General features: G+C 51.3%; 25 protein-coding genes. 6 read left to right on the top strand and 19 right to left on the bottom strand.

The genetic code is table 11. The features are described from left to right. Nucleotides 1-119 precede the first annotated feature (119 nt). The 4 genes from P40081_RS07095 to P40081_RS07080 form a co-directional block, all read right to left on the bottom strand. Entirely contained in the window at nt 120-779 is a 660-nt protein-coding gene (locus tag P40081_RS07095) for a methionine ABC transporter permease (RefSeq protein ID WP_039296489.1), read from the bottom strand. Beyond that, on the bottom strand, nt 779-1,798 hold the full coding sequence (locus P40081_RS07090) for a methionine ABC transporter ATP-binding protein (protein ID WP_042134388.1): 1,020 nt from the start codon (nt 1,796-1,798) through the stop codon (nt 779-781). The genes P40081_RS07095 and P40081_RS07090 overlap by 1 nt, the downstream gene beginning before the upstream one ends. Then, on the bottom strand, nt 1,791-3,005 hold the full coding sequence (locus tag P40081_RS07085) for an aminotransferase class I/II-fold pyridoxal phosphate-dependent enzyme (protein WP_042134386.1): 1,215 nt from the start codon (nt 3,003-3,005) through the stop codon (nt 1,791-1,793). The genes P40081_RS07090 and P40081_RS07085 overlap by 8 nt, the downstream gene beginning before the upstream one ends. A 123-nt stretch (nt 3,006-3,128) precedes the next feature. Next, entirely contained in the window at nt 3,129-3,986 is an 858-nt protein-coding gene (locus P40081_RS07080; RefSeq protein ID WP_231575299.1) for a MetQ/NlpA family ABC transporter substrate-binding protein, read from the bottom strand. A gap of 240 nt (nt 3,987-4,226) precedes the next feature. On the opposite strand from P40081_RS07080, the gene P40081_RS07075 reads away from it, so the two are divergent. Then, the gene (locus tag P40081_RS07075) at nt 4,227-4,682 is read left to right on the top strand and encodes an S-ribosylhomocysteine lyase (RefSeq protein ID WP_042134385.1); all 456 of its coding nucleotides are present in this window, start codon (nt 4,227-4,229) and stop codon (nt 4,680-4,682) included. 21 nt (nt 4,683-4,703) lie between these two features. Continuing rightward, nucleotides 4,704-5,474, top strand: coding sequence for an SDR family NAD(P)-dependent oxidoreductase (locus tag P40081_RS07070; protein WP_042134383.1), 771 nt, complete (start codon nt 4,704-4,706; stop codon nt 5,472-5,474). Between the two features lie 148 nt (nt 5,475-5,622). Here P40081_RS07070 and P40081_RS07065 read toward each other — a convergent pair whose 3' ends face one another. After that, nucleotides 5,623-5,970: a VOC family protein gene (locus P40081_RS07065; protein WP_042134381.1), complete on the bottom strand. Its 348-nt coding sequence runs from the start codon at nt 5,968-5,970 to the stop codon at nt 5,623-5,625. Nucleotides 5,971-6,060: 90 nt separating this feature from the next. After that, nucleotides 6,061-6,270, bottom strand: a complete 210-nt coding sequence (locus tag P40081_RS07060; protein WP_042134378.1) for a hypothetical protein — start codon at nt 6,268-6,270, stop codon at nt 6,061-6,063. 334 nt (nt 6,271-6,604) lie between these two features. Between P40081_RS07060 and P40081_RS07055 the strand changes: the two genes are divergently transcribed. Next, entirely contained in the window at nt 6,605-6,925 is a 321-nt protein-coding gene (locus P40081_RS07055) for a MazG-like protein (protein WP_042134376.1), read from the top strand. 97 nt (nt 6,926-7,022) lie between these two features. Here the strand turns inward: P40081_RS07055 and P40081_RS07050 are convergent, their stop codons facing one another. From P40081_RS07050 to cysT, 5 genes are all read right to left on the bottom strand, one after another. After that, nucleotides 7,023-7,805, bottom strand: coding sequence for an MBL fold metallo-hydrolase (locus P40081_RS07050; protein ID WP_042134374.1), 783 nt, complete (start codon nt 7,803-7,805; stop codon nt 7,023-7,025). Nucleotides 7,806-8,454: 649 nt separating this feature from the next. Continuing rightward, nucleotides 8,455-9,522 carry a sulfate ABC transporter substrate-binding protein gene (locus P40081_RS07040; protein ID WP_042134371.1) on the bottom strand — a complete coding sequence of 356 codons (1,068 nt, stop codon included), beginning with the start codon at nt 9,520-9,522 and terminating at the stop codon, nt 8,455-8,457. 39 nt (nt 9,523-9,561) lie between these two features. Continuing rightward, complete coding sequence (locus P40081_RS07035; RefSeq protein ID WP_042134369.1) at nt 9,562-10,626, bottom strand: sulfate/molybdate ABC transporter ATP-binding protein; 1,065 nt, start codon at nt 10,624-10,626, stop codon at nt 9,562-9,564. Nucleotides 10,627-10,628: 2 nt separating this feature from the next. Then, a complete protein-coding gene (locus P40081_RS07030; RefSeq protein ID WP_042134367.1) occupies nt 10,629-11,426 on the bottom strand; it encodes a sulfate ABC transporter permease subunit in 798 nt (265 codons plus the stop codon). Beyond that, nucleotides 11,423-12,238, bottom strand: a complete 816-nt coding sequence (cysT, locus tag P40081_RS07025) for a sulfate ABC transporter permease subunit CysT (protein ID WP_042134365.1) — start codon at nt 12,236-12,238, stop codon at nt 11,423-11,425. Before cysT ends, P40081_RS07030 begins: the two co-directional genes overlap by 4 nt. A gap of 193 nt (nt 12,239-12,431) precedes the next feature. Between cysT and P40081_RS07020 the strand changes: the two genes are divergently transcribed. Further along, complete coding sequence (locus P40081_RS07020) at nt 12,432-12,833, top strand: secondary thiamine-phosphate synthase enzyme YjbQ (protein WP_042134363.1); 402 nt, start codon at nt 12,432-12,434, stop codon at nt 12,831-12,833. A gap of 153 nt (nt 12,834-12,986) precedes the next feature. Here P40081_RS07020 and P40081_RS07015 read toward each other — a convergent pair whose 3' ends face one another. The 3 genes from P40081_RS07015 to P40081_RS07005 form a co-directional block, all read right to left on the bottom strand. Then, a complete protein-coding gene (locus P40081_RS07015) occupies nt 12,987-13,568 on the bottom strand; it encodes a TetR/AcrR family transcriptional regulator (RefSeq protein ID WP_039296452.1) in 582 nt (193 codons plus the stop codon). A 4-nt stretch (nt 13,569-13,572) separates the two neighbouring features. Then, nucleotides 13,573-14,205: a YigZ family protein gene (locus P40081_RS07010; RefSeq protein ID WP_042134362.1), complete on the bottom strand. Its 633-nt coding sequence runs from the start codon at nt 14,203-14,205 to the stop codon at nt 13,573-13,575. A gap of 130 nt (nt 14,206-14,335) precedes the next feature. After that, on the bottom strand, nt 14,336-15,691 hold the full coding sequence (locus P40081_RS07005; protein ID WP_039296447.1) for a glucose-6-phosphate isomerase: 1,356 nt from the start codon (nt 15,689-15,691) through the stop codon (nt 14,336-14,338). A 263-nt stretch (nt 15,692-15,954) separates the two neighbouring features. Here P40081_RS07005 and P40081_RS07000 point away from each other — a divergent pair, with 263 nt between their 5' ends. Continuing rightward, nucleotides 15,955-16,857, top strand: a complete 903-nt coding sequence (locus P40081_RS07000; protein ID WP_042134359.1) for an NAD(P)-dependent oxidoreductase — start codon at nt 15,955-15,957, stop codon at nt 16,855-16,857. Nucleotides 16,858-16,957: 100 nt separating this feature from the next. On the opposite strand, the gene P40081_RS06995 is transcribed toward P40081_RS07000, so the two are convergent. The 4 genes from P40081_RS06995 to tkt form a co-directional block, all read right to left on the bottom strand. Next, entirely contained in the window at nt 16,958-17,779 is an 822-nt protein-coding gene (locus P40081_RS06995; RefSeq protein ID WP_042134357.1) for an alpha/beta fold hydrolase, read from the bottom strand. A gap of 444 nt (nt 17,780-18,223) precedes the next feature. Then, the gene (locus tag P40081_RS06990) at nt 18,224-19,627 is read right to left on the bottom strand and encodes a M14 family metallopeptidase (protein WP_052421708.1); all 1,404 of its coding nucleotides are present in this window, start codon (nt 19,625-19,627) and stop codon (nt 18,224-18,226) included. Between the two features lie 307 nt (nt 19,628-19,934). Beyond that, nucleotides 19,935-20,252: a pyrimidine/purine nucleoside phosphorylase gene (ppnP, locus tag P40081_RS06985; protein ID WP_042134355.1), complete on the bottom strand. Its 318-nt coding sequence runs from the start codon at nt 20,250-20,252 to the stop codon at nt 19,935-19,937. 34 nt (nt 20,253-20,286) lie between these two features. After that, nucleotides 20,287-22,338, bottom strand: coding sequence for a transketolase (gene tkt, locus P40081_RS06980; protein WP_042134353.1), 2,052 nt, complete (start codon nt 22,336-22,338; stop codon nt 20,287-20,289). A gap of 318 nt (nt 22,339-22,656) precedes the next feature. On the opposite strand from tkt, the gene P40081_RS06975 reads away from it, so the two are divergent. Beyond that, entirely contained in the window at nt 22,657-23,301 is a 645-nt protein-coding gene (locus tag P40081_RS06975) for a hypothetical protein (RefSeq protein ID WP_042134351.1), read from the top strand. 80 nt (nt 23,302-23,381) lie between these two features. Here P40081_RS06975 and P40081_RS06970 read toward each other — a convergent pair whose 3' ends face one another. Next, nucleotides 23,382-26,567 carry a hypothetical protein gene (locus P40081_RS06970; protein WP_042134350.1) on the bottom strand — a complete coding sequence of 1,062 codons (3,186 nt, stop codon included), beginning with the start codon at nt 26,565-26,567 and terminating at the stop codon, nt 23,382-23,384. Nucleotides 26,568-26,603 lie beyond the last annotated feature (36 nt).

The following is a 26,603-nucleotide window of genomic DNA, read 5'->3' as shown; positions in this document are numbered from 1 at the left end:
CCTTCAAAGTTTTGTAATCCTACGCTTCTTGAATCACCTTCATACAAAACTTGCTTCGGAAGCATCCGCTTAAGTTTTGTAATCCTACGCTCAGCCTAACAACCACCTCAGCCTCATTCCTAGTCCCGCCGCGCCTTACGAGCCAGCCGGTTCCCTGCAGACTGAATGCCCTGAACGAAAATAATTAGAATGGCCACGGTAACGATCATGACGAAGGTGTCGAACCGCTGGTAGCCATACGAGATCGCCAGATCGCCGATCCCGCCGCCCCCGACCGTTCCCGCCATTGCTGTGGCCCCGACGAGTCCGATCATCGCCGTGGTCATCGTCAGGATTAGCGACCCGAACGCCTCCGGCAGCAGGAAATGCCAGATCACCTGAAACGTAGTCGCTCCCATCGCTTCCGCAGCCTCTAGAATCCCCGGGCTAACCTCAAGCAGAGAGTTCTCGACCAGGCGTCCAATATAAGGCGCTATGTATACAACAAGCGGTACAATCGCTGCGCTGGTGCCAATAGAGGTGTGCACAAGCAGCCGCGTGAATGGAATAATAGCTACAAGCAAGATGATAAATGGCAGGGAACGGACAATATTAATGATCGGATTAAGCACCGAATAGATGATTCTGTTCGGCAGCACACCGCCCGGACGTGTAATAACAAGGATGATACCGATCGGAATCCCCAGCAGCGCTCCAAAAAACAACGAAACCCCAACCATAACCACCGTTTCCCGCAGCGCCTGAAACAGCTGCTCCGAGGTAATCACTGTATCCAGCATTAAACCTCCACCTCCTGAATGTCCACACCCTGGCTGACGATAAAAGCCGCCGCCTGATCAATCACTGTATGCTCGCCGTGCAGCTGCAGAATCATTGTCCCCAGCGTTGTCTGCTGGATTTCCGTCATGTTGGCGAACAGGATATTCGCATTGACTTCGAATCTGCGGATCAGGCTGTTAATAATCGGCTCCGAGGCTGTGCCTCCAACGAACTTCAGCCGGAACAGCCGCCGCCCCGGTTCGGCCTTCAGCGTATTCAGCACACTTTGCGGCACACTGTTATGAATAACCGTCTGCACGAAGCTCTGCGTAGTGGGGTGATGCGGACTGCCGAACACATCCAGCACCTTGCCCTGCTCGATGATCTCCCCCTGCTCCATCACGGCAACCTTGTTGCAGATCTGCTGTATGACAGCCATTTCATGCGTAATGATCATAATGGTGATGTTGTACTCTTTATTTATTTTTTTGAGCAGCTCCAGAATGGATTTGGTCGTCTGCGGATCAAGCGCCGAGGTCGCTTCATCACATAGCAGGATCGACGGATTGGTAGCCAGCGCCCGGGCAATGCCCACCCGCTGCTTCTGGCCGCCGGACAGCTCCTTGGGATAACTCTTCGCCTTATCCTCCAGCCCGGTGAATTTCAGCAACTCGGTGACCCGGTCCTGTATCTCCTTCTTGCTGCGCTTCAGCAGCACCAGCGGAATCGCGATATTGTCGAATACGGTCTTGGATTCCAGCAGGTTGAAATGCTGAAAGATCATGCCGATCTTCTTCTTGGCCGCACGCAGCTGCGCCGGATTGTACTCCGCCAGCGGCTCACCTTCCACTAGCACCTCACCGCTTGTCGGCCGCTCCAGATAGTTGACCAGCCGGATCAGGGTGCTTTTACCTGCACCACTGTAGCCGATAACCCCGTAAATATCACCCTTGTCCACATGCAGGCTTACCCCGCGCAAAGCTTCAATGGATTGGCCCTTCCGTTCAAACGTCTTATAAATATCTCTTAGCTCAATCATGCTGAGCTGCCCCCCTCAGGTCCGTGACCACCGTCTGCTTGAAAATACCCGCCGCGTCTATCCGGTCTACCGCTTCGTTCAGCCTGTCCTCGCTGTTCACCAGGCTAAGCCGCACATACTGCCTTCCTTGTTCTCCGAAGCCTTCCCCCTGCGCCACAGCCACCTGCGCTTCATCCAGCAGCCGCTGGGCGAAGGTTTCCGCTGTATAGCCTGAAGGCACTTTGAACCACGCGAAGAAGGTGCCCTGCGGAGCCGGAACCTCCCAGCCGATGCCCCGAAGTCTCTCTACCAGCACATCGCGCCGCCGCTGATACAGGCTTCCCAGCCGCCTCACCGCATCCTGCGGTCCGAGCAGAGCCGCCGCTGCCGCATCCTGCACTGCACCGAACACGGTGCTGTACGCCTGCGTATGATAATGCTTCAAGGCAGCAATGATCGAAGCGTTGCCGGCGGCGAAGCCGAACCTCCAGCCTGCCATGTTGTAGGTTTTGGACACAGTATAGGTTTCAATTCCATAGACTTTGCCGTCCGCATGCTGAAGCAGGCTAAGCGGCTTGTGGCCGTCGAAGCCGAACGCGCCATAGGCAAAATCATTCAGCACCGGGAACTTATAGCGGGCGGCAAGCTCCAGCGTCCGTTCCCAGAATTCCCTCGTAGCCACCGCCCCGGTCGGATTATTGGGATAGTTCAGCATCAGCAGCTTCACCTGCCGGAGGATCTCTTCAGGAACACGCCCGTACTCCGGCAGGTAGCCGTCCTCTTCATAGACAGAGAGGGTATGAACCCGGGCTCCCGCCAGCTGGGCAGCGGCATGATAGGCCGGATAAGCCGGATCGGCGGTAAGCATCAGATCCCCCGGATTCAGCAGACTCTGAGGGATGCCGACCACCCCAATGCCCGAGCCAGTGAACACAGCGACCTCATGCTCCGGGTCAAGCTCAACGCCATACTCCCTTTCATAGAAGACGGCGATGGCTTCTAGCGTACTTTTTTTACCGTAAAACGGCGGGTAGCCCTGATTCTCCGGTTTATCGATTGCCGCTTTCAGGGCATCAATTATGGGCTGCGGCGTGGGCTGATCCGGGTTGCCGCTGGCCAGATCGATCACGTCTATCCCTTTGCTGCGGTAATCGGCGATTCTGGCTTTCAGCGCGTTAAAGTAATTCCCGGACAACTCTTTTACAACATTAGCGGGTTCAAAATCCATACACTTACACCTCTTCACAAGATCTCTGAGACTTCAAGCTTCAGGCTGGAATATACAAAGGCGATCTGCCACTTCTCCCAGACAGGGAAATGACAGATCACCAGGCAGCGCTATAATGGTTTGTTATTTCGTAAAGTAGTCCGGCAGCTTGTAGCCTTCATAATCCGGATTCGACGTGATGTACTCCTGGAACTCAGCAGAATGGTAGCCTTCGATAATATCTTTGACAAATTGGGCATCCTTGTTCTTGCTGTCGACCGCCACGATATTCGTGAACGGGTCCGTCATGTTCTCCAGCTGCAATGCCGTGGTCAGCTTAATATTATTGGAGACGGCGAAGTTCCCCTGAATAGCAGCGTAATCCACATCCTCCAGTGCGCGCGGGCCCTGGGCCGGCTCAGTGGCGATGAACTTCAGATTGTGGGGATTGGATGTAATATCTGCCAGTGAAGTCTGCAGCGGATCAATATCCTCCTTCAGTGTAATCCAGCCCACATCCTTCAGGACGTTAAGCGCGCGGAGCATATTCACCGGTTCGTTCGGCAGGTTGACCTGATCGCCGTCGCTGACTTCATCCAGGCTGGTGTGTTTTTTGGAATAGAGGCCCATCGGCGGAGTAGGCACCTTCACCACACCTACCAGGTCGATTTTCTCACGCTCATTGATAGATTCGAGGTACAGCGAATGCTGGAACACGTTGGCGTCAATCTCGTCATTCGCTACGGCAACATTGGGCTGGATACCATCGGTGAATTCTTTATAAGTAATGGTGTAGCCCTTGCTCTCCAGGTAGGGTGCAACACCGTTCTTGAACTGGTCACTGTAAGGTCCGGGATTGAAGCTGATGCGCAGCGTCTTCTTCTCTTGTTCGGAGGAATTACTGCCTGAACCGGAAGCTTCACTGTTATTACCGCAGCCTGCGATAACCAAAGTGGTGGCAATGACTAACAGCGCGGAATGAATCCATTTTTTCTTCAACATGTAATTTCTCCCCCAATGTAGATATTTCTGCAGAAACCCAAGCCAGACGATCCGGCAACAACAACCGACAATTAAACCTAGTAAAAGCATCAGAATTAAGTTGATTCATATGTTACAATGCATTAATATTCATGTCAACACATTTTAATTAAGATGATTGGATTAATCGGCTTTGTCTATTTACATCTTTTATACGTTGTGATAGTTTGATATGAAAAGCTTGAAAGGAAGAGGAATAACATGGCGAAGGTTGAAAGTTTCCAATTGGATCATACGAAGGTAAAGGCCCCTTATGTGCGGGTTGCAGGTACGGAGAAGAATGAGAAAGGCAGCACCATCCAGAAATATGATTTGCGCTTCCTGCAGCCGAATGCGGATGCATTGCCTACTGCCGCTGTCCACACCCTGGAGCATTTGCTGGCCACTTATTTGCGTGATGAGCTGGAGGGCATTATTGATATCTCGCCGATGGGCTGCCGGACCGGCTTCTATCTGATTATCTGGGATGAGCATAACCCTGCCGATGTTGCTGCCGCGCTGACCAAAGTTCTGCATAAAGTACTGGATACAGAGGTTGTTCCTGCGGTCTCTGCACTGGAATGCGGCAACTATAGAGACCATTCCCTATTCAGCGCCCAAGAGTACGCCAGACAGGTCCTGGATGCCGGAATCAGCGATGATCCCTTCAGAAGCTAGAATGAGAGGAAGCCTGCTGCCATGCTGAACATCGATTTTACTGGAAAAACGCTGGTAGTCACCGGGGGGCTGACCGGAATCGGCAAAGGCATTGCCGATTTATTCCTGCAGGCTGGTGCGAATGTCGTGATTGGCGATATCGCCTGTAAGCCTGGCGTGGAACAGATCCATGAGCGGCTGGTGCAGATCCGCATCGATGTCACGTCAAGTGAGGATGCCGCGCGGCTGGTTGAATGTGCGGTGGATTCTTTTGGCCGGATCGACTTCCTGGTGAACAACAGCGGGACATCGACGATGGACTTTGCCGTTGACATCAAGGAGGAAGACTGGGATAAGGTAATGGATATCAACGCCAAGGGCGTATATCTGGTCTCCCAGGCCGGGGCGCGCCAGATGCTCCGCCAAGGCGGCGGCGGCCGGATCATCAATATTGCCTCACAGGCGGGCAAGAACGGCTACCGCTGCATGGGCAATTATGTAGCCTCCAAGCATGCGGTCCTTGGTTTCACCAAGGTCATGGCGCTGGAGCTGGCCCGGGAGCAGATTCTCGTGAACGCGGTCTGCCCGGGGATCGTCGAGACGGACATGAAGAAGCGCGAGCGTGTGGAAGGTGCTGCCCTGCGCGGAATGACACCGGAGGATATTCTCGCCGAGGACCGTTCGCAGGTCCCGCTCGGCCGGACGGCTGAGCCGGAGGATGTAGCGAACGTAGTGCTGTTCCTCGCCAGCCCGCTCGCCTCCTACATGACCGGCCAGGCAATCAATGTCACCGGCGGCATGACGATGAACTAACGCAATCCCCCCATAAAGCGGGGCCTCTCATGGACCCTGATAACTTTTCAAATTTATTATTACAATAAAAGGACTTCACCTGCGGCAGGCGCCGCCGGGTGAAGTCCCTTTTTAACAGATTCGCCGTATGAAATTGAATTTCTACCTTCTATTTCTCCCAAAGCTCAATCAGCCGCCCGTCAGGATCTTTAATCCACACAAACTTGCCGTATTCGCTGCTCTCTTGTTCCTTGGCAAGCGGTACGCCTATTGTTTCGAAGTGCTGAATAGTCTCGTTTATATCATACACCTGGAAATTCAGCATCACCTGTTGGTCGGTTGGAAAATAACTGTCATCCTCCGCAAAGAACGAAAAGATCGTCTCATCCCCGGATTGGGGATTAATCACAGTCCCATTCCAGTTGTTGATTTCAAGCTTCAGCACATCACTATACCATTTTTTTACAGACTCAAGATTAGTAGTTCTCCAGAATATTCCTCCGAAACCTTTTATCATCGCATCCGACTCCTCTCCATCATCACATTGTCAGCTAGCCGATTACGTTAGATATTCGAGTTCTGAAGCGGAGTTCCTTCTGACTAAGCATTAAATAAAGTCTATCTGAATTTGCGGAGGCTGCGTAAGAATGAACGTTGAGGTGCGCCGCGAATGCTGCCGTCCTCCCACCACTACCTCATTCTCATCATACCCGTTCACACGCCCTCCGCCAGTCATCTTCCCCTCTGTTATAACCAGAACATAGCTGCCGAAAAAAATTGCATTATCCAGCTCAAAATCATGCTGCAGTGTTGTCATGTATATGTTCACCCGCGCTTACAGCAGATCTGCCGTTAACGTATTCATGTAGGCCTCGACGTCGTGTGCATTGGAAGCATCCATATAATCAATAATAACCTGTGGTATTGATGGTTCATTTTGACTCATTAGTATACTCACTCCTGTCCGTCATCTTCGCTGCCAGCCCGGCTACCGGCCAAGTTCACAAGTCCACTATACGCCCTGTAACAGGACTACATTATGTCATATTAAGCAGGAGTCATATTCTAATATGACATAATGCCGTCTAATTAGGCGTGCTATATTGGGCAGGCGATATACTAACTTGCCATAGGGGAGAAGTGCAATAGATATGAATATTAACGAGGCGGCATTACGTTCCGCTCAAATCAGACAGCTCTATCATCAATTGGAACGGCAGCATCATGATAAGGAGTGGACAGTCGAAGAGGATGCACTGGCATTCCTGACAGATGCCGGATTGGTGGGCCGTCTGACCATGTCACAGCAGGGGCGCTGGCTGGCTCAAGGGGATACTGCAGCTGAACTGGAGCATAAGCTTGGCGAATGTGCGTGGTGGCTGATGGTTTTGGCTGAACGGATGAATATTGACTTCGCTGCAGCACTGGATACCTTCTTATCCAAAACAGAGAAGCTGCTTGGGCAAGAATAATTAGGGTTGCATGTTAAGAAGCTCCGGGAGATCCGGAGCTTCTTTGTTTGTATATACACGGATCGTTCATGCTGAAGTCACCCGCTGATCCGGCTGTTCAAGACTCCTCGCGATACAGCGGAAGCCTCATCCCGGTAACGGCAAGGGTGACCTTCTCCGGCAGAATATAATCCTTCTCCAGATTCACATCATGGGACATATGCGTATATACCGCGCGGCGCGGCTGCACAATCTCCAGCAGGTCTGCTGCTTCTGTCATATCATATACAGAACGCGTAGACAATTCTGCCGCCTCGTAATAAAAGCTTGTTCCCAGCACCAGCAGGTCTGCTCCGTGCATATGTTTGGTTTCCTCCGGTGTGAGGGAGATGGAGTCCGGACAGTAGACCCAGACATAACCTTCTTTCTCCAGCCGGAAGGCGTAAGAGTAGCCGTTCTTGCCATGGTTGACCCGCCACGTGCTGATCTGCCAGCCGTCCAGTGTAATGCCGTCATCGCAGGGAATCATGTCGATATGAGCACTTAGCCACGGGTATTGGCGCAGGATCACGGGAATCACCTCCGCCGGAGCGTAGAGCTCCCCCCTGAAGCCCATCCAGCGGCAGCTGTCCGCCCATTCCGGCAATCCGCCGATATGGTCAAAGTGAGCATGCGTCACCAGCAACCGCTGCATGCTGCGGTGCCCCAGCAGCTCCATCTGCTTGCGCCAGTCTGGTCCGCAGTCAATCGTCAGAAAGCCGCTGCCGTTATCTATAAAGACAGAAGAACGCAGCCGGTTATTTCGGCCGCTCGTTCTTGCTTCCGTGCAGGTTTCACAGTCGCAATAGACCCGGGGTACGCCCATGGCATCCCCTGTTCCCCCAAAAATCAATGTATCCATAAGCCCGCCCTCCTTCATTGTGCAATATTTCAGAGTATCTCAATCTGTATATTATAAAACAGCAGCCGTCCCTTTGCATCCCGATTCCCGCCGCTCCCCCTCCCACAACACGAAGACGAACAAACTCATCGGCTTATGCAGCCTGTGCAGCTTATGTAGATTATAGGCCGCTTACTTTCGGCGGATTCAGGGGCACTTTTGCCCTTCATTTCCTCCTGCCGCCCACTTTCGGCGGATTCAGAGGGATTTATCCCTTTAATTTCCTCATACCGCCCACTTTCAACAGAATCAGAGGGATTTATCCCTTTAATTTCCCCATACCGTCCACTTCCAGCGGAATCAGAGGGATATATCCCTTTAATTTCCTCATACCGTCCACTTCCAGCGGAATTAGAGGAATTTATCCCTTTAATTTCCTCATACCGCCCACTTTCAGCGGAATCAGAGGGATTTATCCCTTTAATTTCCTCATACCGCCCACTTTCGGCGGATTCAGAGGGATTCCGATACAAAAACAAAGAGCCGTCCGGCAGCATCCGCCGCAGACCAGCTCTCATAATCGCCCGCATCTCACCGCAAGCAGGAATCACGAATCTTGCGATTCCCATAAGCAACCATCTGTCATACCGTATCCGTCCGAACTTCCCAACTAAATCCCGGCCAGCACCTGATACCAGATTCCACGCTTGGAATAGAGGGTCGTACGGACTTCTTCCCAGCCGCCAAGGTAGCTGATATCGAACAGTCCCGCTGGAACCGGATACTGGCTCTCATGCTCCGCGTAGACCTGCTCGTTCACCGGACGGAAGCCGAATTTGGCGAAGACCTCCTGCGCCTCCGGCGTGGTCAGATAATCCACCAGCGCCTCTGATGCCTCGCGGGTGCCATGCTCATCCGCATATTTGTCCACCACTGCAGCGGGGTTCTCGATCAGGATTGTATTCTGCGGGATGATCACCTCATACTTCACCCCTTGGGCTATCCGCGCCAGCAGCTCATTCTCATAAGTGACGATTACATCGCCTACCCCGTATTCGAAGGCCGCCATCGAAGCGCGTCCGCTTTTATCCAGAGACTCCACGTTGGCGTGTATGCTCTCCAGAAAAGCTTTCGCGGCAGCAGGGTCTTTCGCCCCCTCCTGCGCCTCAGACAGCTTCAGACCCGCCCCGTAGATCGCATTGATGTCCCACTGCGCACCGCCGGACGTCTTCGGATTCGGATAGAGCACCTTCACACCCGGCTTCGCCAGATCGGCAAAATCATGAATGCCCTTGGGGTTGCCTTCCCGTGTACCCAAGGCCACAACCGAACGCGTGACCATTCCAGCCTCGCCGCGTTCCTTCCAGCTCTTCTCCACTAGGCCCGCTTTGACCAGCTTCTCAACATCGCCTTCCATCGCCAGCAGAGTGACATCCGCCTCGAATCCGCCGGCAATCGCCCGCGCCTGGGTTCCGGAAGCCTCATAGGACTCCTGGAATACGATTTTTTGGCCGGTCTTAGCCTGCCATTCCTCCGCGAACAAGGGCAGAATTTCACCCATCGCATCCTTCGCTACGCTGTACGCACCGACCACCAGGGTCAAATCCCCCTGCTGCGCCGCAGCAGCTGTTGAACCTTCCTGTTCATTTCCGCAGCCGGCGGCGGTCAGTGTGAGCACCGCCAGCATTAAGACAGCCAGCCAGCCGTGCAGTTGTCTGCTCCTTCTGAAAAGCCTCATACCGGCGACACATCCTACATCTTATATTTTTAAATATTTCTAGATAAATACAGGCATCGGATCTTCCTTCAGCCCGTTCTCCTGAATCCAGCTGTGTTCATCATTGAACAGGTAGGCGCGGTGCACAAGCACGGAAATTTCCTGCCCGGGAGTCAGCGTCTCCTTCTCCAACGAGCGATAGGTTACCAGCTTATGACCGTTCACCTCAACCTCCACCAGCCATTCGCTGCCGCGGAAATGCAGATGCTTCACGATGCCCTGCTCGGTGGCCGAAGCCATTTTGAATTCATGCAGGTGGCCTACCTCGATATACTCGGGACGGATCAGTGCCTTGGTCGGTTTGCCGCCGCCTGCCCCTTTGAAGCCCTTCAGCTCGGAGGCACTCTCAATCAGCGTCGATTCCCCGATAAAGGTCGCCACGAACGGTGTCTTCGGCTCCTTGTAGATATCCCATGGCGTACCCTTTTGCTCCAGGCGGCCCTGGTTGATGATCATAATCTCATCCGCCACCTCAATCGCTTCATCCTGGTCATGGGTAACGAAGATCGAGGTTATGCCGACACGCTCAATCAGCTCCCGCAGCCAGGAGCGCAGCTCTTGGCGGATCTTGGCATCAATCGCCGCGAACGGCTCATCCAGCAGCAGCAGCTGCGGCTCAGGCGCGAGCGCCCGGGCAAAAGCCACCCGCTGGCGCTGACCTCCTGACAGCTGATGCGGATACCGCTTCTCGAAGCTCTTCAGCCCGGTAAGCTCCACCAGCTCGGCCACGCGGTCACGGATGGCATTTTTCGAACTCTTTTTCACCTTCAGCCCGAAGGCAATATTCTCAAACACGGTCATGTGCTTGAACAGCGCATAGTTCTGGAACACAAAGCCGATCTCACGCTCCTGGGGCGGCAAGTTATTCACAGTTTTGCCATGGAAAATAATCTCCCCGCTGTCCGGTGTCTCCAGTCCCGCCAGCATGCGCAGGATGGAGGTTTTGCCGCCTCCGCTTGGGCCGAGCAGCCCGATCAGATGACCTTTGGTAATCCCGAAATTGACGTCCTTCACGGCGTGGAAATCTCCAAAATGCTTATTCAGTCCCCGGACCTCTACATGCATAACTAGTGCACACCCTTTCTTCTCTTGCTCCATTCCATCAACAGCAGCAGACCCGCGGAGAACGCGGCCAGCACCAGCGCTATACCGCCCGCAGCCGTAACATTGAAATTCTCGACATCCTGATAGACCAGCGTGGTCGCAGTCTGCGTTTTGTTCATAATATTGCCGGACACAACGAGCACCGCACCGAATTCACCAAGCGAACGGGCCACCGTCAGAATCACTCCATAGATCACGGCCCAGCGGATCGAAGGCCAGGTTACTTTCCAGAAGGTGGTCCATCCATATGCACCAAGCGTCGAAGCCGCTTCCTCCTGCTGGGAGCCAATCTCCTGCAGCACCGGCATCACCTCACGCACCATCAGCGGGAAGGTCACGAACAATGTGGCAATGACCATTCCGGGAAAAGCATACACAATCTTCACTCCGATTTGTTCAAACAGCGCACCCAGCGCACTGTCCGGCCCCAGCAGAAGGACGATCATCAGACCGCCGATCACCGGCGATACCGCATAAGGCAGGTCAACGATGCTGTTCAGCAGGCTTTTCAGGCGCCGTCCCAGCCAGTTCGCCCGCACCAGATACAAAGCCATCATGATGCCAAACAGCGTATTCAGCAGCGTGACTACGACCACCACGAATCCGGTCATCATCAGCGCGTGCAGCGCCTCCGGCCGGGTCAGGGCATTCCAGAAGCCGCCCCAGCCTTCGCTGAAGGCACCGATCGTCATTTTACCCAGCGGCGCGGCAATCAGCAGGAAGAATACGAGATACGTCAGTGTAATCCAGAGTCTTCTCATGATCTTCTCCCCCGCATCTGCAGCAGACTAATCAGCCAGAGAATAAGAAAGGACAAGGTCAGGAGAATAATCGAGACCGCTGCGGCCCCCACCGGATTATCACTCTCAACTTCGCCGAAAATAAATACCGATGACACCAGCGTCCGCCCCGGAATATTGCCCGCCACCAGCACAACCGCTCCGAATTCAGCGAGCGCCCGGGAGAAGGCCAGCATCCCCCCGCCAATCATACCCGGTGACATCGACGGCAGAATGACCTGCAGGAAGACCCGGCTGGGCTTAGCCCCCATCGTATACGCCGCCTCTTCTTCAGAAGCGTCCAGCTCCTCCAGCAGCGGCTGCACCGCCCGGATCACGAAGGGAAAAGTGACGAAGACCATGGCAATCACAATCGCCGGCTGGTGAAAAACAATCTCGAACCCCAGCGACTCCGCCAGACCGCCGATTAGGCTCCCTGGACCCAGCAGCAGAAGGATCATTAGGCCTCCAACGGCAGTAGGCAGGGCAAACGGGAGATCAACCAGGCTGTTCAGCAGCGCTTTGCCGGGAAACTTATAGCGTATAAGCACCCAGGCAATCATCGTCCCCAGCAGCACATTAATGAGTGTGGCGATAACCGCCAGCTTAAGCGTCAGTAAAACCGACTTCCAGGCAATCGGATCCATAATACTCTCGACAAAACTGCCAATACCGAGCGAGAATGAATTGTAATAGACACCGAGTATCGGCAGCACGATCAGCACTACAAAATAAAGTAAAATAGTTGTACGGAATCCCCAGGTCCAGCCTTTGTGTCTAATCAACGAATTCAATGGTTAAGCCTCCCACCTCCGGCTATCCGGTCGGTATACTCGTCTTTAAAGCTGTAATTATTCCTATTAATATACTTGGTTTAAAGTTATCACTACTTTACCAAAGACCGCTTGCTGCCGTCAATTACTTTCGTAGCTTTTGGGTTAAAGTATATAACATTCATTTTGCCTATGTAAGAGAGGGGAGTTCATTATGCTTCATACTATGGAGATCAGCACCAGCAAACGGGATGAGTTACGGGATATCACCCGCGAGGTCCAAGCTTATGTGAAGAAAAGCGCAGTGCGAAGCGGAATTATTGTAGTGTATTGTCCGCACACCACCGCGGGGATTGCGATTAACGAGAACGCCGACCCGGATGTGAAACATGATGTGCTGATGCGCCTGGATGAAGTCTATCCGTGGGAACATCCGAAATACCGCCACGCCGAGGGCAATACCGCTTCCCATCTGAAGTCAATCACAGCAGGCCCTTCCCAAACCATTATTATTCATGATGGAGCCTTGCTGCTGGGCCGCTGGCAGGGGATCTATTTCTGTGAGTTCGACGGTCCAAGACACCGGCAGTATTATCTGAAAATCATCGGGGGGTAGTCCGTTATTCCGTATAAAAGCTTATAGAAAAGCAGCTTCGCCGGTTCCTGCGGAGCTGCTTTCTATATTATTTATAGCTTCTATAACACTTTCACCAATCAATGTTATACCAATGCAACGCTCTAAAGTGCGGATTGCTAAAAAAAACAGCTATTATAAACTGCGGCTTAGTACTTTGACATGCGTAAGTGCGGCTTGCTTCACATCTTCGAACAGCACCTTATCTTGAATATAATATGAAATAAATCCGTGAGCAGACAAGAACAGGGTCAGCGGCACACTTTGCCAGTCTTCCGACACATATCCCTCTTCCTTCATATGACGGCGGACAATACCTGCAAACAACTCGAAACATCGGCCCTGTTCTGCTCTACAATAGGCAAGCAGCTCTTCATCGCGGATCATGAACATAATCTCATACTGGTACGGATGATCCAGCCCGAAACGGATGAACTCCATGATCAGTTGTTCAACACGGGTCATTCCCTCTTCAGGGGGCATGCTCATTGCCTGATTCAGCAGTGTGGCCACATGATTGAAATCCTCGACTACGATTGCGTAGAATAATTCAGCCTTCTCTTTGAAGTGATAATAGAGAGAACCGTGACTATAACCCAGATGCTGGCCGATGCTGCGCATCGAAATGGCCCGGTACCCTTTGGTTATAAAAAGATGCCTCGCCGCCTCCAATATCCTTTCTCTCGACAATTCCTGCTCCACTGCTCTTCTTGCCATAAATTTATTCCCCTTCGCTGTAGTAAAGCCGCCGCCCTTCCGTAACCTGGGCTTGCGCCCCGGTAAGATCGGTTATCCATGCGATAAATGCGTCACCTTCATCATTGCGCGGAAGACATAGCAGCGTAACTTTATCCGTAAATAAAGTTTCGCCAGTCTGGATGCCTCTGCCCCGCAGCGCGTTCTCCACCTTGCCCAGCCAGGTGTATTCGATTTCCACGAACACCTCCCGCCTCAGCACACGGGTGATCACCTCTCCGGCTTCAAGTGCCAGCACTGCGCCGTCTGTATAGGCACGAATCAGTCCGCCTGCGCCCAGCATAATGCCTCCGAAATAACGGGTAACTACAATAGCGACATTTTTAACCTTTTGGCTGCGGATTACTTCCAAAATCGGCTTCCCGGCCGTTCCACTCGGTTCACCGTCATCCGACTGTCTTTGGATCTCATCCCTCTCACCAATCATATAAGCAGAACAGTTATGTGTAGCGTTCCAGTGCTGCTTCTTGATGTCTTCAATGAATAGCACGGCTTCTTCTTCGCTCTCCACCGGCATTACATGTCCGATGAAGCGTGATTTACGGATTACGACTTCCCGTGAACCGGGAGCACGTACCGTCCGGTATTGTTCCAGCATTTGTTGTCCATTCCTTAATATACATATGATAACTTGATATATATTAGGAGCAGCCCCCGGTAATGGTTACCTATGGACTGCTCCCTGATGACTTACATTTAGTATGAATGATCTGCGCGTATGGTTACAACTACTCAGTAAGTCTGGCTTCCAGCTCTGCCTTTTCTTTCTCGTAGCCCGGTTTACCGAGCAATGCGAACATATTCTTCTTGTAAGCTTCAACGCCCGGCTGATCGAACGGATTCACACCCAGCAGGTATCCGCTGATGCCGCAGGCTTTCTCGAAGAAGTACACCAGATAGCCGAAAGTATAAGGCGTCTGGTCAGGAATAGTGACGATCAGGTTCGGCACTTGGCCGTCTGTGTGCGCCAGCATGGTTCCCTGGAAGGCCTTCTTGTTCACGAAGTCCATCGTCTTGCCTGTCAGGAAGTTCAGTCCGTCCAGATCATCAGGATCAGACTCGATCGATACATGGTGCTGTACCTGTTCTACCTGGATAACCGTTTCAAAGATATTGCGGTTACCTTCTTGAATGAACTGACCCATGGAGTGCAGGTCTGTCGAGAAGTCAACGGAGGAAGGATAGATTCCTTTGTAATCCTTGCCTTCGCTTTCTCCGTAGAGCTGTTTCCACCATTCAGATACAAAGTGCAGGGACGGCTCGTAGTTCACGAGGATTTCCGTAGTCTTGCCTTTGCGGTAAAGTGCGTTACGTACTGCGGCATATTGATAGCTCTGGTTCGTAGCTACATCCGGATTGTTGAACTCATCGGCTGCAGCTGCGGCCCCTTGCATCATTTCTTCAATGTTGATTCCAGCTACAGCGATTGGCAGAAGGCCTACCGGTGTCAGAACGGAATAACGTCCGCCTACATCATCAGGAATAATGAACGACTCGTAGCCTTCTTCGTTAGCCAGCTTCTTGAGTGCGCCCTTCTCCTTGTCTGTAGTTGCGTAGATACGTTTGCGGGCTTCTTCCTTGCCGTATTTCTTCTCCAGTGCTGCACGGAAGATACGGAAGGCAATAGCCGGTTCAGTAGTCGTACCCGATTTGGAGATTACGTTCACGGAGAAGTCTTTGCCTTCTACCAGATCAAGCAAATGTGTGATGTAGGTAGAGCTGATGTTGTTGCCGGCAAAATAAACTTCCGGAGTCTTGCGCTTGTCCTTGGACAGGTTGTTGTAGAACGAATGCGAAAGCGCCTCAATAGCTGCGCGTGCTCCCAGGTAAGATCCGCCGATACCGATAACGATCAGTACATCGGAATCACTTTGGATTTTCTTGGCAGCCTGCTGAATACGGGCGAATTCTTCCTTGTCGTACGCTGTAGGGAGATCAATCCAGCCCAGGTAATCGGAGCCGGCTCCGCTCTTGTTATGCAGCTGTTCGTGGGCCAGTTTCACCGGAGCGGCGAAATAGTCAATCTCAGTCTGGCTGAAGAAGGAAAGGGCTTTGGTGTAGTCAAAATTAATCTTCTTGGACATCGGTAATGGTAGCCTCCTGTTTATCTCTTTAGATTTGACACCGTTTGTTGCAACATTATTATCTAGGATACTTTAATTTGCCTTGACTGGCAAGGTCTTAAGGCATATCCCCGGCTTTGGAACCATGTTTATGAAAATTTCATGGAAGCGTTTACTGCCCGGAACCGGAAACCTGTTCTGTGGAACATGCCAGGACCTTCTGATAGAATGTAGACAAACTTAGTTTCTATATTATGATCTCAAAGAGCAAAGGTGGAAATGAAATGAAACAGATCGGCTTTATCGGACTCGGAACGATGGGAGCGCCTATGGCGTCTAACCTGCTGCGCAGCGGCTTTGAGGTTACGGTGTACAACCGCACAGCAGAGAAATGCAGACCTCTGGAGCAGGAAGGCGCGAAGGTTGCCGCAACTCCGCAGGCTGCGGCTGAAGGCAAGAATGTTATTATCACCATGATCAGCAATGATGATTCGATCCGGGAAGTATTCTACGGTGATAACGGTATTCTGGCTGTCCTCCAGCCGGGAACAACCGTCGTAGATTCAAGCACCATCTCCCCCGGGCTCGCAAAGGAAATTGCCGCAGCTGTAGAAGAACGGGGCGGCAGCTTCCTCGATGCTCCGGTAACGGGCAGCAAACCTGCTGCCATCGAAGGCACACTGGTCTTCATGGTTGGCGGCAGCGCCGAAGTGATTGAAGAGCACCGTGATATCTTTGACTCCATGGGCAGACTGCTGCTGCATATGGGTGCTAACGGCAGCGGTGCCGTAGCCAAGCTCGCTCACAATGCCATGGTCGGCATTCATAATGTCGCCCTCGCCGAAGGCTTCTCCATCGCCGTGAAATCAGGTGTTCCCGCAGATAAGTTCCTCGAGCTGGTGAAGAACGGATCGGCAGGCAGCAAGCAGGCTGAGCTGAAGGGACAGAAGATTATTGATAATGATTTCAGCAACCAGTTCTCCCTTGCTCTGATGCTCAAGGATCTCAAGCTGGCATCCTCGCTCAGCGATTCTACCGGCGTACCTTCGCCTATGCTTGGTGTCGCCAAGAGTATGTTCCAGGCGGGCTTCAATCACGGCTACGGGGATGAAGACCTGTCTGCTGTGGTGAAATCTTACGAAGACTGGATCGGCCAGAAGATCGGCGGCAAGGCTGACCAGAAATAATAAACCATACTCAATCAACAATTCCTGCAGGCGCAGCCGGATTTCTGGCTGCGCTTTTTAAATGCAGCATTATATAAAACAAACTTCTCTTTAATTGCCGCTAACTGCCGCTGCTTACTCTGGCCAGCCATTCTTTGGTCATCACCGCGAACAGCTCTTCCTGTTCCAGCTGCAGATTATGGCCGGCACGGTCGAGCACGGCGAAAGTCGCATGCGGATAGACATCCAGCAGCTTCCACGCATCCTTGAACCCTGTCAGCGAATCCTGTCTTCCTGTTATAATTAGAGCCGGCTTGTCAAAGCGCGGGACAGCATCCACGTCAAAGCTGAACGAATATCCGCCTGCCGCTTTTATCCGTTCCATAAAGGCCTCATCTGCCAGCTTCAGTCCGCTTAGTATCTCATGCTCGAACCGCTCCCATATTGCTCTATTCTGAACGACTGCAATGGAAATGAATTCTTCCCTGTCCGCTGCGCTTAGTTCTCCCAGCAATTCTTCATCATGTTCCATCACTTCATGGCGAGGAAGCGTCCTCTTGGAGGATTCAGCAATGATACATGGGCAGAGCAGCAACAAGCCATCAATAAGCTCCGCGTAATCCCGTAATAATCCTCTCGCCAGATATCCGCCATAGGATTGGCCGGCAAGTATGAAACGTTCTCCGGGAATCAAGGCTTCAATCATCAGCTTCACCGCCTGCAGCATATCATCTGAGGATCTGATCCAGTCTGCTCCTGGTGACATGCCCATTCCGGGAAGATCAATATATATCCGCCTATAGTGATCCTGCTCTGTGAACAGTGGTTCCATACATGCGGCCATCATCCGGTGATCCGGACCGTTACCGTGAATGATCAGCAATGGCTTGCCCTTCCCGGCTTCCTCATAGTTGAAGCTTATGTAATTATCTGAGTACCGCATATATATTCCACTCCTCTGAACAACCCTAAATAACCATTAGCAAACATACGTTCTTATATAATGGTAACAAATTTCCGGTTATATGGCAAGCATTAACATATGAATATACGCTTCCTATTTCACACCAAAAAGCCCCGCTAATTAGCGGAGCATCTGTAAATACATAATTATAAAGGCTAATTCGTTGCCTGCAGAATGTAGACTTCTTAGTCTTAGTAACGCTGTAGACATACATGTTGTAAGTTATATAACTCTGATTCCTCGATACCTGGGTGTACAGGAGAATTGTTGTATGAAATGGATTCGGGCTGATTTAATGAGGAAAATGTTGTATTCCGGGCAGGATTTCAAAAAAGTTACCTGAGCTCTTTGATCGAGAGATTCCTGTGACAACAGCAGCCCCCCGGAAGGCTAAATATCACAGTGTAAAGATCCTATCATTGTTCAAAGAGTACCCGCAGCACTTTCCGGCTGTTCTCCTCCGGTTATCCCGGCACCTGTTGCCGGATCCTGCACTATCTCCTCTTCGGGCCAGGTAATCGTTGCCTTACGCCCGTCAATCCACAGGTTCCCGCCCGGCGTCAAAGCCAGCAGCCAGGTCCCCCATCTTCCCGATACCGGGACGGTCTGCGGATCGAGAAAGGTTACTTTCGGCGAGTATGCATCCGGATACTGATAAGCAGGTATACGTTCGCTCCATCCGGCATTTGCCGTAATCTCCTCGATGATGGCCAGCTTCCCGGGGGACGGATGAATCCATCCCAGTCCTTCCGTTGCCTGAACCTGATACCAGTCACCCTTCCTGGCAATGACTTGAAGCTGCTGCGGCTGCAGAGGGATACCTCCGGCAGAAGCCCCTATCTTCGTATAAAGCTCCGTGCCCGCCAGCAGGCTCATGGATTGCTGCAGATACTCCGCCTTTTGCTTATTCAGCCACAAGGAATAGGACTGTCCTGCAGAATACAATCCAACCACCTTGTTCTCAGACCAGATGCCGCTGAACTGTCTTAACGGAACATTGCTCTCCCCTGCATAGCTTGCAATTTCAATCGTGAATCCTGGACGGCCGTATTCCTGGATGAACCAATCCTTATATCCGCCGCCCGAAGGATTCTTCTCAGGAGCGACCAGAGAATATCCGGTCAGATTGGCAAGCGATCTGGCCATGGCTTTGTCGCGGTTCACATTGCTGCCGGGTGTGTTGAAGTGCCAAAAAATAATTTCACCGGAGCTATGATAAGAAATCGTTACTTCCGGATCAATTCTTTGCGTAAAGTTCATCATCATCTGCACTTCAGGAGCTTCCCCCGGCATCTTTCCCTTATAATTCTGATACCATGGATACGAACCTGCATTCTTAATGCTGTTCCAGTTCGCCGGATACTGGCGGTTAAGATCAATTCCCTGCATATTTGCTTTCCAGCGGGTAAAATCGCTGCTGTTCCCGTTATATTTACGCAGCATCTGGGCCAAATCAGCCGGCAGTCCTGCCGTCCCTTGCTGGGACAAGGCAACCCCATCCGGATTGACCATCGGTACGATCCAAATGCTGACTTCATTCAGTAAACTGCGTACGTTATAGCCGCCTATCGTCTCATTATTATCATAAGCCTGGGCGTAAGTGTCGGTCATTTTCATCAACAGGCTGCTGGTCATCCATTCTCTGGCATGATGGGAACCGTTAAGAAACAGCGCAGATTCTCCCCGCCCCAGCTTCACAGCCCACAGCTGACGTCCATACGGAGTCTCCCCCAAAGATTCGGATGATACCAGGTCGGGGTATTCCGCTACTAATCTCTCAATATCCCTTTGCATAAGGGTATAGGAATAGACCTGATTGGGATTCACTATATTTGCCCCTGCATAGATTGTCCCTGAAGGTACAAATATCAGTAGCGATAATAGACAACTGAACAATAATAGCGCAACCTTATGTATTTCCTTGCAAAAGCCTGACTTGCTCACATCCCCATCTCCTCTATCTTTTTACTAGCAGAAGCGCCAGTTGGCAAATTGATAGTGGAAGTATATGAGAATGTATCTATTTCGTCAATAATGGATTAAATATATTCTTCTTTTGTCGAATAGTGGAATAAAAAAAGAAGCACCCCGGAAGCAAGGGCTCCGGAATACTTCTTCATTTCAGTGCTTTGAATTACACAATCGGGTAAGAACAGCAATAATCAGTTAATGCGAAGACCTCCAGCGCAAACTTGGAGTTGCCGGGAACATGGAACGTTTCTGTTCCGTCGATGTCTTTCCACACGTCAGTACCGGGAAGCAGTACTTTAAGATTGCCGGAGAGGATTTCCATCGTCTCTGGACCTTCTGTGCCGAATTCATACACTCCAGGCAGCATAATGCCGAGTGTCACCTTGGTGCCGTCCTCTAAAGTAACTGTACGGCTGGTAACTTTTCCGTCGTAATAGATGTTCGCTGCTTTTTGAATTGTCGCATTGGTGAACTGACTCATATGCTTATTCTCCCCTTTAAGGTTAATCGGTCTATTATAGCAGGGCTTTCACGCGGCTGACTACATTTTCCACGGTGAAGCCATACTCTCTGATTACTGTATCGCCAGGGGCGGATGCGCCGAAGGTAGTGATACCCAGGATGTCGCCTTGATCGCCTGTATAACGTTCCCAGCCGAAGGTTTGTGCCATTTCAATCGCCAGGCGGGCTTTCACTTCAGGCAGAATTACGGAATCACGGTAAGCCTTGTCCTGTTTCTCGAATAGATCCCAGCTCGGCAAGCTGATTACACGAACATCGATACCTTCTTCGGCAAGAGCAGCCTGAGCTTTAACAGCCAGTTGTACTTCAGAGCCTGTAGCAATGATCTGAGCCTGTGGAGTACCGTTCTTGGAATCAGATACTACATAACCGCCGCGTTTGATGTTATCACGTACGCCTTCCACTGTTCCTGGCAGGATCGGCAGGTTCTGACGGGTCAGTACCAGCGCTACCGGATTTGCAGTGTTCTCCATAGCATAAGCCCAGGCTGCTGAAGTTTCGTTACCGTCAGCCGGACGAAGCACCGTAAGGCCTGGAATGATACGCAGGGAAGCCAGCTGTTCAATCGGCTCATGGGTAGGGCCGTCTTCACCGACAGCGATACTGTCATGCGTGAGCACGTAGGTTACCGGCAGCTTCATGATGGAAGCCAGACGGACAGCCGGACGCAGGTAATCCGTGAATACGAAGAACGTACCGCCGAATACTTTGAGACCGCTGTGCAGTGCAATTCCGTTCATAGCCGCAGCCATACCGAATTCACGGACGCCGAAGTAAATGTTACGGCCGTCATAAGATTCCGAAGTGAACTGGGACAGACCGTTCAAGTGAGTCATCGTCGAGCTCTCAAGGTCAGCAGAACCCCCAACCAGCTGCGGGATACCGGCAGTCAAACCGTTCAGCGCATTACCGGAAGCTACACGGGTGGACACTGCTTTGTCTTCTGCTTTGTAGAATGGCAGATTGGCATCCCAGCCTTCAGGAAGCTCGCCGCTGAGTGCAGTCTCAAGCTGTGCTGCAAGCTCAGGATAAGCTTTCTTGTAGGCTGCAAACTTCTCATCCCATGCTTTGTTAGCCGCGATTCCTTTGGCCTTCACTTCAGCAAAGCTGGCGCGCACTTCGTCCGGTACAAAGAAATCTTCTTCATATACCCATTTGTAGAAGTCCTTCGTAAGCTTCGCTTCATCAGCACCCAGCGGGGAACCGTGAGTACCGCCATGTCCGCCTTTACCTTGTTTGTTCGGGCTGCCGTAGCCGATAACGGTCTTCACTTCGATCAATGTTGGTTTGCTACTGTCTGCTTGAGCTTCGGCAAGAGCCTTACCGAGTGCAGGAAGATCGTTGCCGTCTTCTACGCGCAGAACCTGCCAGCCGTAAGCTTCGAAACGTTTGGCCACATTCTCGGAGAACGCGAGGTTCAGCTTGCCGTCGAGGGAAATATCATTGGAATCGTACATTACAATCAGTTTGCCCAGCTTCAAATGGCCGGCAAGCGAAGCGGACTCGGAAGAGATCCCTTCCATCAAGTCGCCATCGCCACAGATCGCATATGTGTAATGGTCAATTACATTATGTTCGTCTTTATTGTAAGTAGCACCCAGCTGCGCTTCAGCCATCGCCATACCTACAGCCATACCGATACCTTGTCCAAGCGGACCGGTTGTCGCATCTACACCTGCAGTGTGGCCGAACTCCGGATGTCCCGGTGTCAAGCTGCCCCATTGGCGGAACTGCTTCAATTCTTCCATCGGCAGATCATAGCCGCTCAGGTGAAGTAAGCTGTAGAGCAGCATGGAGCCATGTCCGGCGGACAATACAAAACGGTCACGGTTTACCCAAGTTGGGTGATCCGGGTTATGATTCATCGTCTTGGCGAACAACTGGTATCCCATAGGTGCGGAACCCATTGGCATGCCGGGATGTCCGGAATTTGCTTTTTCAATCGCATCAATAGCAAGTGTACGGATCGTAGTGATGGCCAGGTTGTCCACCGTCGAGTTTTCTTCTTTATGAATGGCTTGATCTTTTTTTGCTTGTTCAGTCATTAAAATAATCCTCCTCAAATCAAGAATGTCATTTTGACTATTATTGTATCACGTAAGTGGAAGCATTTCCAATTGTTTTTGCTACAGCTTATAGTTAGCGGCTTCTGCCAGGTCTATGCACTCTACCACCAGCTTCGCAGAGTTTCGGAAGGGTTGGGGAGGATGCAATACTGGGATGGAGGAACTTAGCCTTAAGTCTAGTTTCTATCTAAGACTAAAGTTTGTTTTACAAAGCTGATTTATACAGTAAGATGGAAGTACCTCAGCAATATTTTTTACCGGATTATCCATTACTTCCAGCAGAAAGGGATTTCGAAGATGACTGCAAATAGAGATATCTATGTTGTGCTTACCGGAACGGGTACGGCCTTCAGCGGAATTATTAAATGGTTCACCAAAGCAGAGCTGAATCATGCTTCGATCGCCTTTGACAGTGAACTGCGCGAGGTCTACAGCTTCGGGAGAAAAAGAGTGCACAATCCGTTTATCGCCGGACTGATCCATGAGAACTTTATCCATCCGTTCTACAGCAGTGCAGACTGTGCCATCTATCAGCTTAGAGTCAGTGCCGAAGAGTATGACACCATGTACAACCATGTCCAAGGTATGATGCAGAATCAGGAGCGCTATAAATATCATCTGCTAGGCCTGGTGGGTGTGCTGCTGAATATCCGGATCGACAGGGAGGATGCTTTTTTCTGCTCACAATTTGTAGCCTCTGTATTTGAAGAAACGGCCGTGCATCCGGTGGCCAAGCCCTCCTGCTTCGTAACTCCGGAGGATTTCGCCTCGTCCCTGTGTGCCCACAAGATATTCAGCGGCAAACTTTCCTATTATATGCGCCGTAATAATCGTGTGGCTCTCCTCACATCCAGCTTACATACCACCAGTTCACCCGTTCCGGGGGCGGTTGCCGCACGAATGCTCCGCTTAAACGAAGAACGGACTGAGGGGATCGTCTGAACGATCTCCCTCCGCCCGTAGGATGCTGCGTGATATGAACAGATAGAATAAGATACCGGTAGCTGAGTGACTAAGTTCCGTTATTTTACGCGATGACTCTGATAATATTCTGACCAATCCCCCAGAATGGTTACCGTAACTGAATCGACTTTGGTGGTGAATTCATTAGTCGCGGTAAAAGTGAACGTAACCGGACCATCCGGCAGCTGTTCAAACGACGGGTCTGCCAATTCGCCTGTCCACTTGGTCTTGTCACTTCCGGTCGGACTCAGCTGCGCTGTATACCCTCCGCTCATTGTAACCTGAACGGTATCCGGCAATCCGGTTGCCGTGCCCTGCAGCACGAATTTCTCCCCCGCCCAATAAACAGTATACCCCCGCGGACTCTCCGCATTCCCGCTTTTATTCAAATTGTAAGCCTGACGGTTGCTGTTCCACTCCTCTGTGTGCTGGACAGCCCCCTTAATGCTGAGCAGATTGACCATCATATATTTGCGCGGAGACACACTGCTCCAGCCGAACCCGTCATCCCCCTCAACTTCCACAGCATATTTCTCATTCTCAGCAAGCATGCCGGAAGGAACCTTCCACTGCTTAGCGCCGGATACCTGTTCACCGGACTGGGCCTTTACCGCCCCGCTTGCCAGATTAATAATACGTACTTTGAAGCGTTGCTGCACATCGCCGTCTTCATCCTGATAATCCCACTGAATCACAGGGGTGAGTGTACTAACAATGGTTGGACTGGATGGGCTGGTGCTGGTTGGATAAATAATATTCACAGCCGGAATCCGGTTCACGACCGTGATATTCTGCGACAGCTCCCGGTATAGTCCCAGACTGTCCGTGACGACTTGCCGCAGCGCGAAGGTTCCGTTTGACGTGAATTGCTTGGTGAAGCTCTCCTGTATGCTGGCCAACCCTTCGTTCCCGCTTGAAGGCTTAAGGAAATATTGATATTTAATACTGTCGCCCTTCGGGATATCCGCATCTGTTGCAGTGCCAGTGATCTGCAGTACATCCGTCCGGTAAATGGGTACCGCTGCTGCATTGCGGCCCGTATCCGTCATCAGGGTAAAACCGGCATGCGGCGGATTATCGATGATGAAGGCTTTTTCATTGGAGACTTCCGACCAGGAGCCTTTTGAATAAGCCCGGGCGTATAGGCTGAAGATCGCGAACCGTTCAAAGGTGGGATTAAGCACCTGATACTGACGCAATCCGCCGGTAGAATCTGTATTCTCGACTGTTTTGGCCAACTGTCCGTCTTTCGCGAAGAACTCCAGCCGGTATTTCTCCTGCGGATCGTTCTCCGGATCACTGTAGTTCCACCCAATGAGAGGATCGCCCTGCAGCTCTGCATCCAGAACAGTCGGATTTGTAACCGTACCTGCCGGAGCCGTAAGCGTGATAGCTGGAGCCTGGTTTTCAATGACATCAATCTTTAGCTTAGCCACGTTTGACTTTGCACCGATTTGATCCACTACCCAATGTTCCAGGGTGTAGGACCCTGTGTCCGGGAAATCTATATTTATATTGGCTGTGCGGTACATTGTTGTGGTTCCATCGCTGCTGGTAACCTTCCAGTAGTATTGTAAGCTGCTTGCATCCGACGAGTCTTCATCCGTATCCACACCATAGTAGGTTTTGTTGTCATATTGGTATACAACCGCTGGTCCATTGATTCCTGCCGTTGGAACATGATTCTTGACCGTAAACAACCGAGTGGCATTCGAACTCAGCAATCCATCCGATGCTGTAAGCCGCATTTCCCACCCATCAGAGATGGCCTGCTGCTGTGATATCCCGTAGTTTGAAATTAAATCACGGATCGTTATCACTGGACTCCGATTACCGCTGGTATAATAATAGCCTGAGTTATTGATCCGTGCGTTCCAGCCATAACTCAGTCTGTCCCCATCCTCGTCCGGATCGGGCGTCAAATTTTCCAGCGGAATTACCGTATCCCGGTACACTTCAGATGGCATATAGAATGCAGCTGCAGGTGGATGATTCATGACCTGCACGGTTTGGCTGTAGGGTTCTGACCAAAGCCCCCGATTATCATGGACCTGTAAGGTTAACTGGTAAGTCCCCACTCCGTAGGCGGCAATATTCGGAGGTGTAGTTGCCCCGCCCCAATGACTCCATACCTGCTGCCAGCCGTCCTTAACCACCGTCCAGCTATACACATCAAGCGGATCATTATCCGGATCAAAGGACTTGTCTGTGACCGTCGTAGACTTACGATAGGATACAATGTTGGGATCTACCGTAAAGAGTGCAACCGGTGGGAGATTCCCCCCATTGCCAACAGTACGCACACACCAGTCACTCCAAACTCCTGCTCCATTTTCTCCGTCCACATCACGCACCCGCAGCCGGATATCATATTGATCAGATGTCGGCAGCTGCGCAGGCGGTTGCCCGTCCATCCACATTTCAGATTCGGTTATTTTATACTGCCATTGCCAATCCATCAAGCCCTTGTTATACGCCTTAATATGATCAAGATCGTAGGAGCTATCTGTGATTTGGAGCCATCCCCCCGTTAGCTTCGCACTAAACAGAGCAATCGGCTTGCGGTGTACGTGAAACGTCATGGATGATAAATTATCGCGGCTCCATAGCCGGTAATCATCGAACCGATCATCACTTTTTGGATTATCTCGAGCCTGGAAGGTGGCCACATACACCCCGCTGTAGGGGAATGACTGATACTGGGAATTCCGCCATAGACCACTGTCACCAATGATCCCCATCGAATTGTCAAAAAAGTTCGGATCGTGATCATACCGGTACCTGTCTTGATACTTCGGGTCCCCTTCATAATCTGTATAGGATGTCGTGATGTCTACAGGTGTATTGATTAAGATAAAAGACTTATTCCTTAACCTATAGGACACATTTACATATAGTGTCCTCTCGTCTTTGAAGTTGTATGGATCTACGACTTTGACAGTGATCGTATGCCGTCCAGGAGGTATCCCGTCTGCCAAAACGTCTATGGGTATGGAAAATGGTTTATTATATAATGCCTGCGGAATGGTTACTTTCTTGTAGAAAACATTCGGGATCTCCGCACTGACCACCACATCGTTATTGTCCACATCGCGTACATATCCTTCAATGTTCATCCCGCTGAAGCCCGGCTCGTTAATGAGCTGCTGTTCGCTCGGAGTCGTTACGGTTAGACTTGGAGCTGAATTGATAATTAACGGCACATCGTAAAAATAACGTTGGGCGGCATTCGCCCAACCATTCATGGGAGTGTTATACCAATGACTATCTCTTGCCCAGAC

This window comes from Paenibacillus sp. FSL P4-0081, assembly GCF_000758565.1.
Taxonomy (GTDB): domain Bacteria; phylum Bacillota; class Bacilli; order Paenibacillales; family Paenibacillaceae; genus Paenibacillus_AQ; species Paenibacillus_AQ phytohabitans.
This window is presented reverse-complemented; position numbering and strand designations above follow the sequence as displayed.

Coding starts and splice junctions, on each gene's coding strand:
- P40081_RS07095 (WP_039296489.1), bottom strand. CDS start 779: ATGCTGGATACAGTGATTACCTCGGAGCAGCTGTTTCAGGCGCTGCGG.
- P40081_RS07090 (WP_042134388.1), bottom strand. CDS start 1,798: ATGATTGAGCTAAGAGATATTTATAAGACGTTTGAACGGAAGGGCCAA.
- P40081_RS07085 (WP_042134386.1), bottom strand. CDS start 3,005: ATGGATTTTGAACCCGCTAATGTTGTAAAAGAGTTGTCCGGGAATTAC.
- P40081_RS07080 (WP_231575299.1), bottom strand. CDS start 3,986: ATGTTGAAGAAAAAATGGATTCATTCCGCGCTGTTAGTCATTGCCACC.
- P40081_RS07075 (WP_042134385.1), top strand. CDS start 4,227: ATGGCGAAGGTTGAAAGTTTCCAATTGGATCATACGAAGGTAAAGGCC.
- P40081_RS07070 (WP_042134383.1), top strand. CDS start 4,704: ATGCTGAACATCGATTTTACTGGAAAAACGCTGGTAGTCACCGGGGGG.
- P40081_RS07065 (WP_042134381.1), bottom strand. CDS start 5,970: ATGATAAAAGGTTTCGGAGGAATATTCTGGAGAACTACTAATCTTGAG.
- P40081_RS07060 (WP_042134378.1), bottom strand. CDS start 6,270: ATGACAACACTGCAGCATGATTTTGAGCTGGATAATGCAATTTTTTTC.
- P40081_RS07055 (WP_042134376.1), top strand. CDS start 6,605: ATGAATATTAACGAGGCGGCATTACGTTCCGCTCAAATCAGACAGCTC.
- P40081_RS07050 (WP_042134374.1), bottom strand. CDS start 7,805: ATGGATACATTGATTTTTGGGGGAACAGGGGATGCCATGGGCGTACCC.
- P40081_RS07040 (WP_042134371.1), bottom strand. CDS start 9,522: ATGAGGCTTTTCAGAAGGAGCAGACAACTGCACGGCTGGCTGGCTGTC.
- P40081_RS07035 (WP_042134369.1), bottom strand. CDS start 10,626: ATGCATGTAGAGGTCCGGGGACTGAATAAGCATTTTGGAGATTTCCAC.
- P40081_RS07030 (WP_042134367.1), bottom strand. CDS start 11,426: ATGAGAAGACTCTGGATTACACTGACGTATCTCGTATTCTTCCTGCTG.
- P40081_RS07020 (WP_042134363.1), top strand. CDS start 12,432: ATGCTTCATACTATGGAGATCAGCACCAGCAAACGGGATGAGTTACGG.
- P40081_RS07015 (WP_039296452.1), bottom strand. CDS start 13,568: ATGGCAAGAAGAGCAGTGGAGCAGGAATTGTCGAGAGAAAGGATATTG.
- P40081_RS07010 (WP_042134362.1), bottom strand. CDS start 14,205: ATGCTGGAACAATACCGGACGGTACGTGCTCCCGGTTCACGGGAAGTC.
- P40081_RS07005 (WP_039296447.1), bottom strand. CDS start 15,691: ATGTCCAAGAAGATTAATTTTGACTACACCAAAGCCCTTTCCTTCTTC.
- P40081_RS07000 (WP_042134359.1), top strand. CDS start 15,955: ATGAAACAGATCGGCTTTATCGGACTCGGAACGATGGGAGCGCCTATG.
- P40081_RS06995 (WP_042134357.1), bottom strand. CDS start 17,779: ATGCGGTACTCAGATAATTACATAAGCTTCAACTATGAGGAAGCCGGG.
- ppnP (WP_042134355.1), bottom strand. CDS start 20,252: ATGAGTCAGTTCACCAATGCGACAATTCAAAAAGCAGCGAACATCTAT.
- tkt (WP_042134353.1), bottom strand. CDS start 22,338: ATGACTGAACAAGCAAAAAAAGATCAAGCCATTCATAAAGAAGAAAAC.
- P40081_RS06975 (WP_042134351.1), top strand. CDS start 22,657: ATGACTGCAAATAGAGATATCTATGTTGTGCTTACCGGAACGGGTACG.
- P40081_RS06970 (WP_042134350.1), bottom strand. CDS start 26,567: ATGAATGGTTGGGCGAATGCCGCCCAACGTTATTTTTACGATGTGCCG.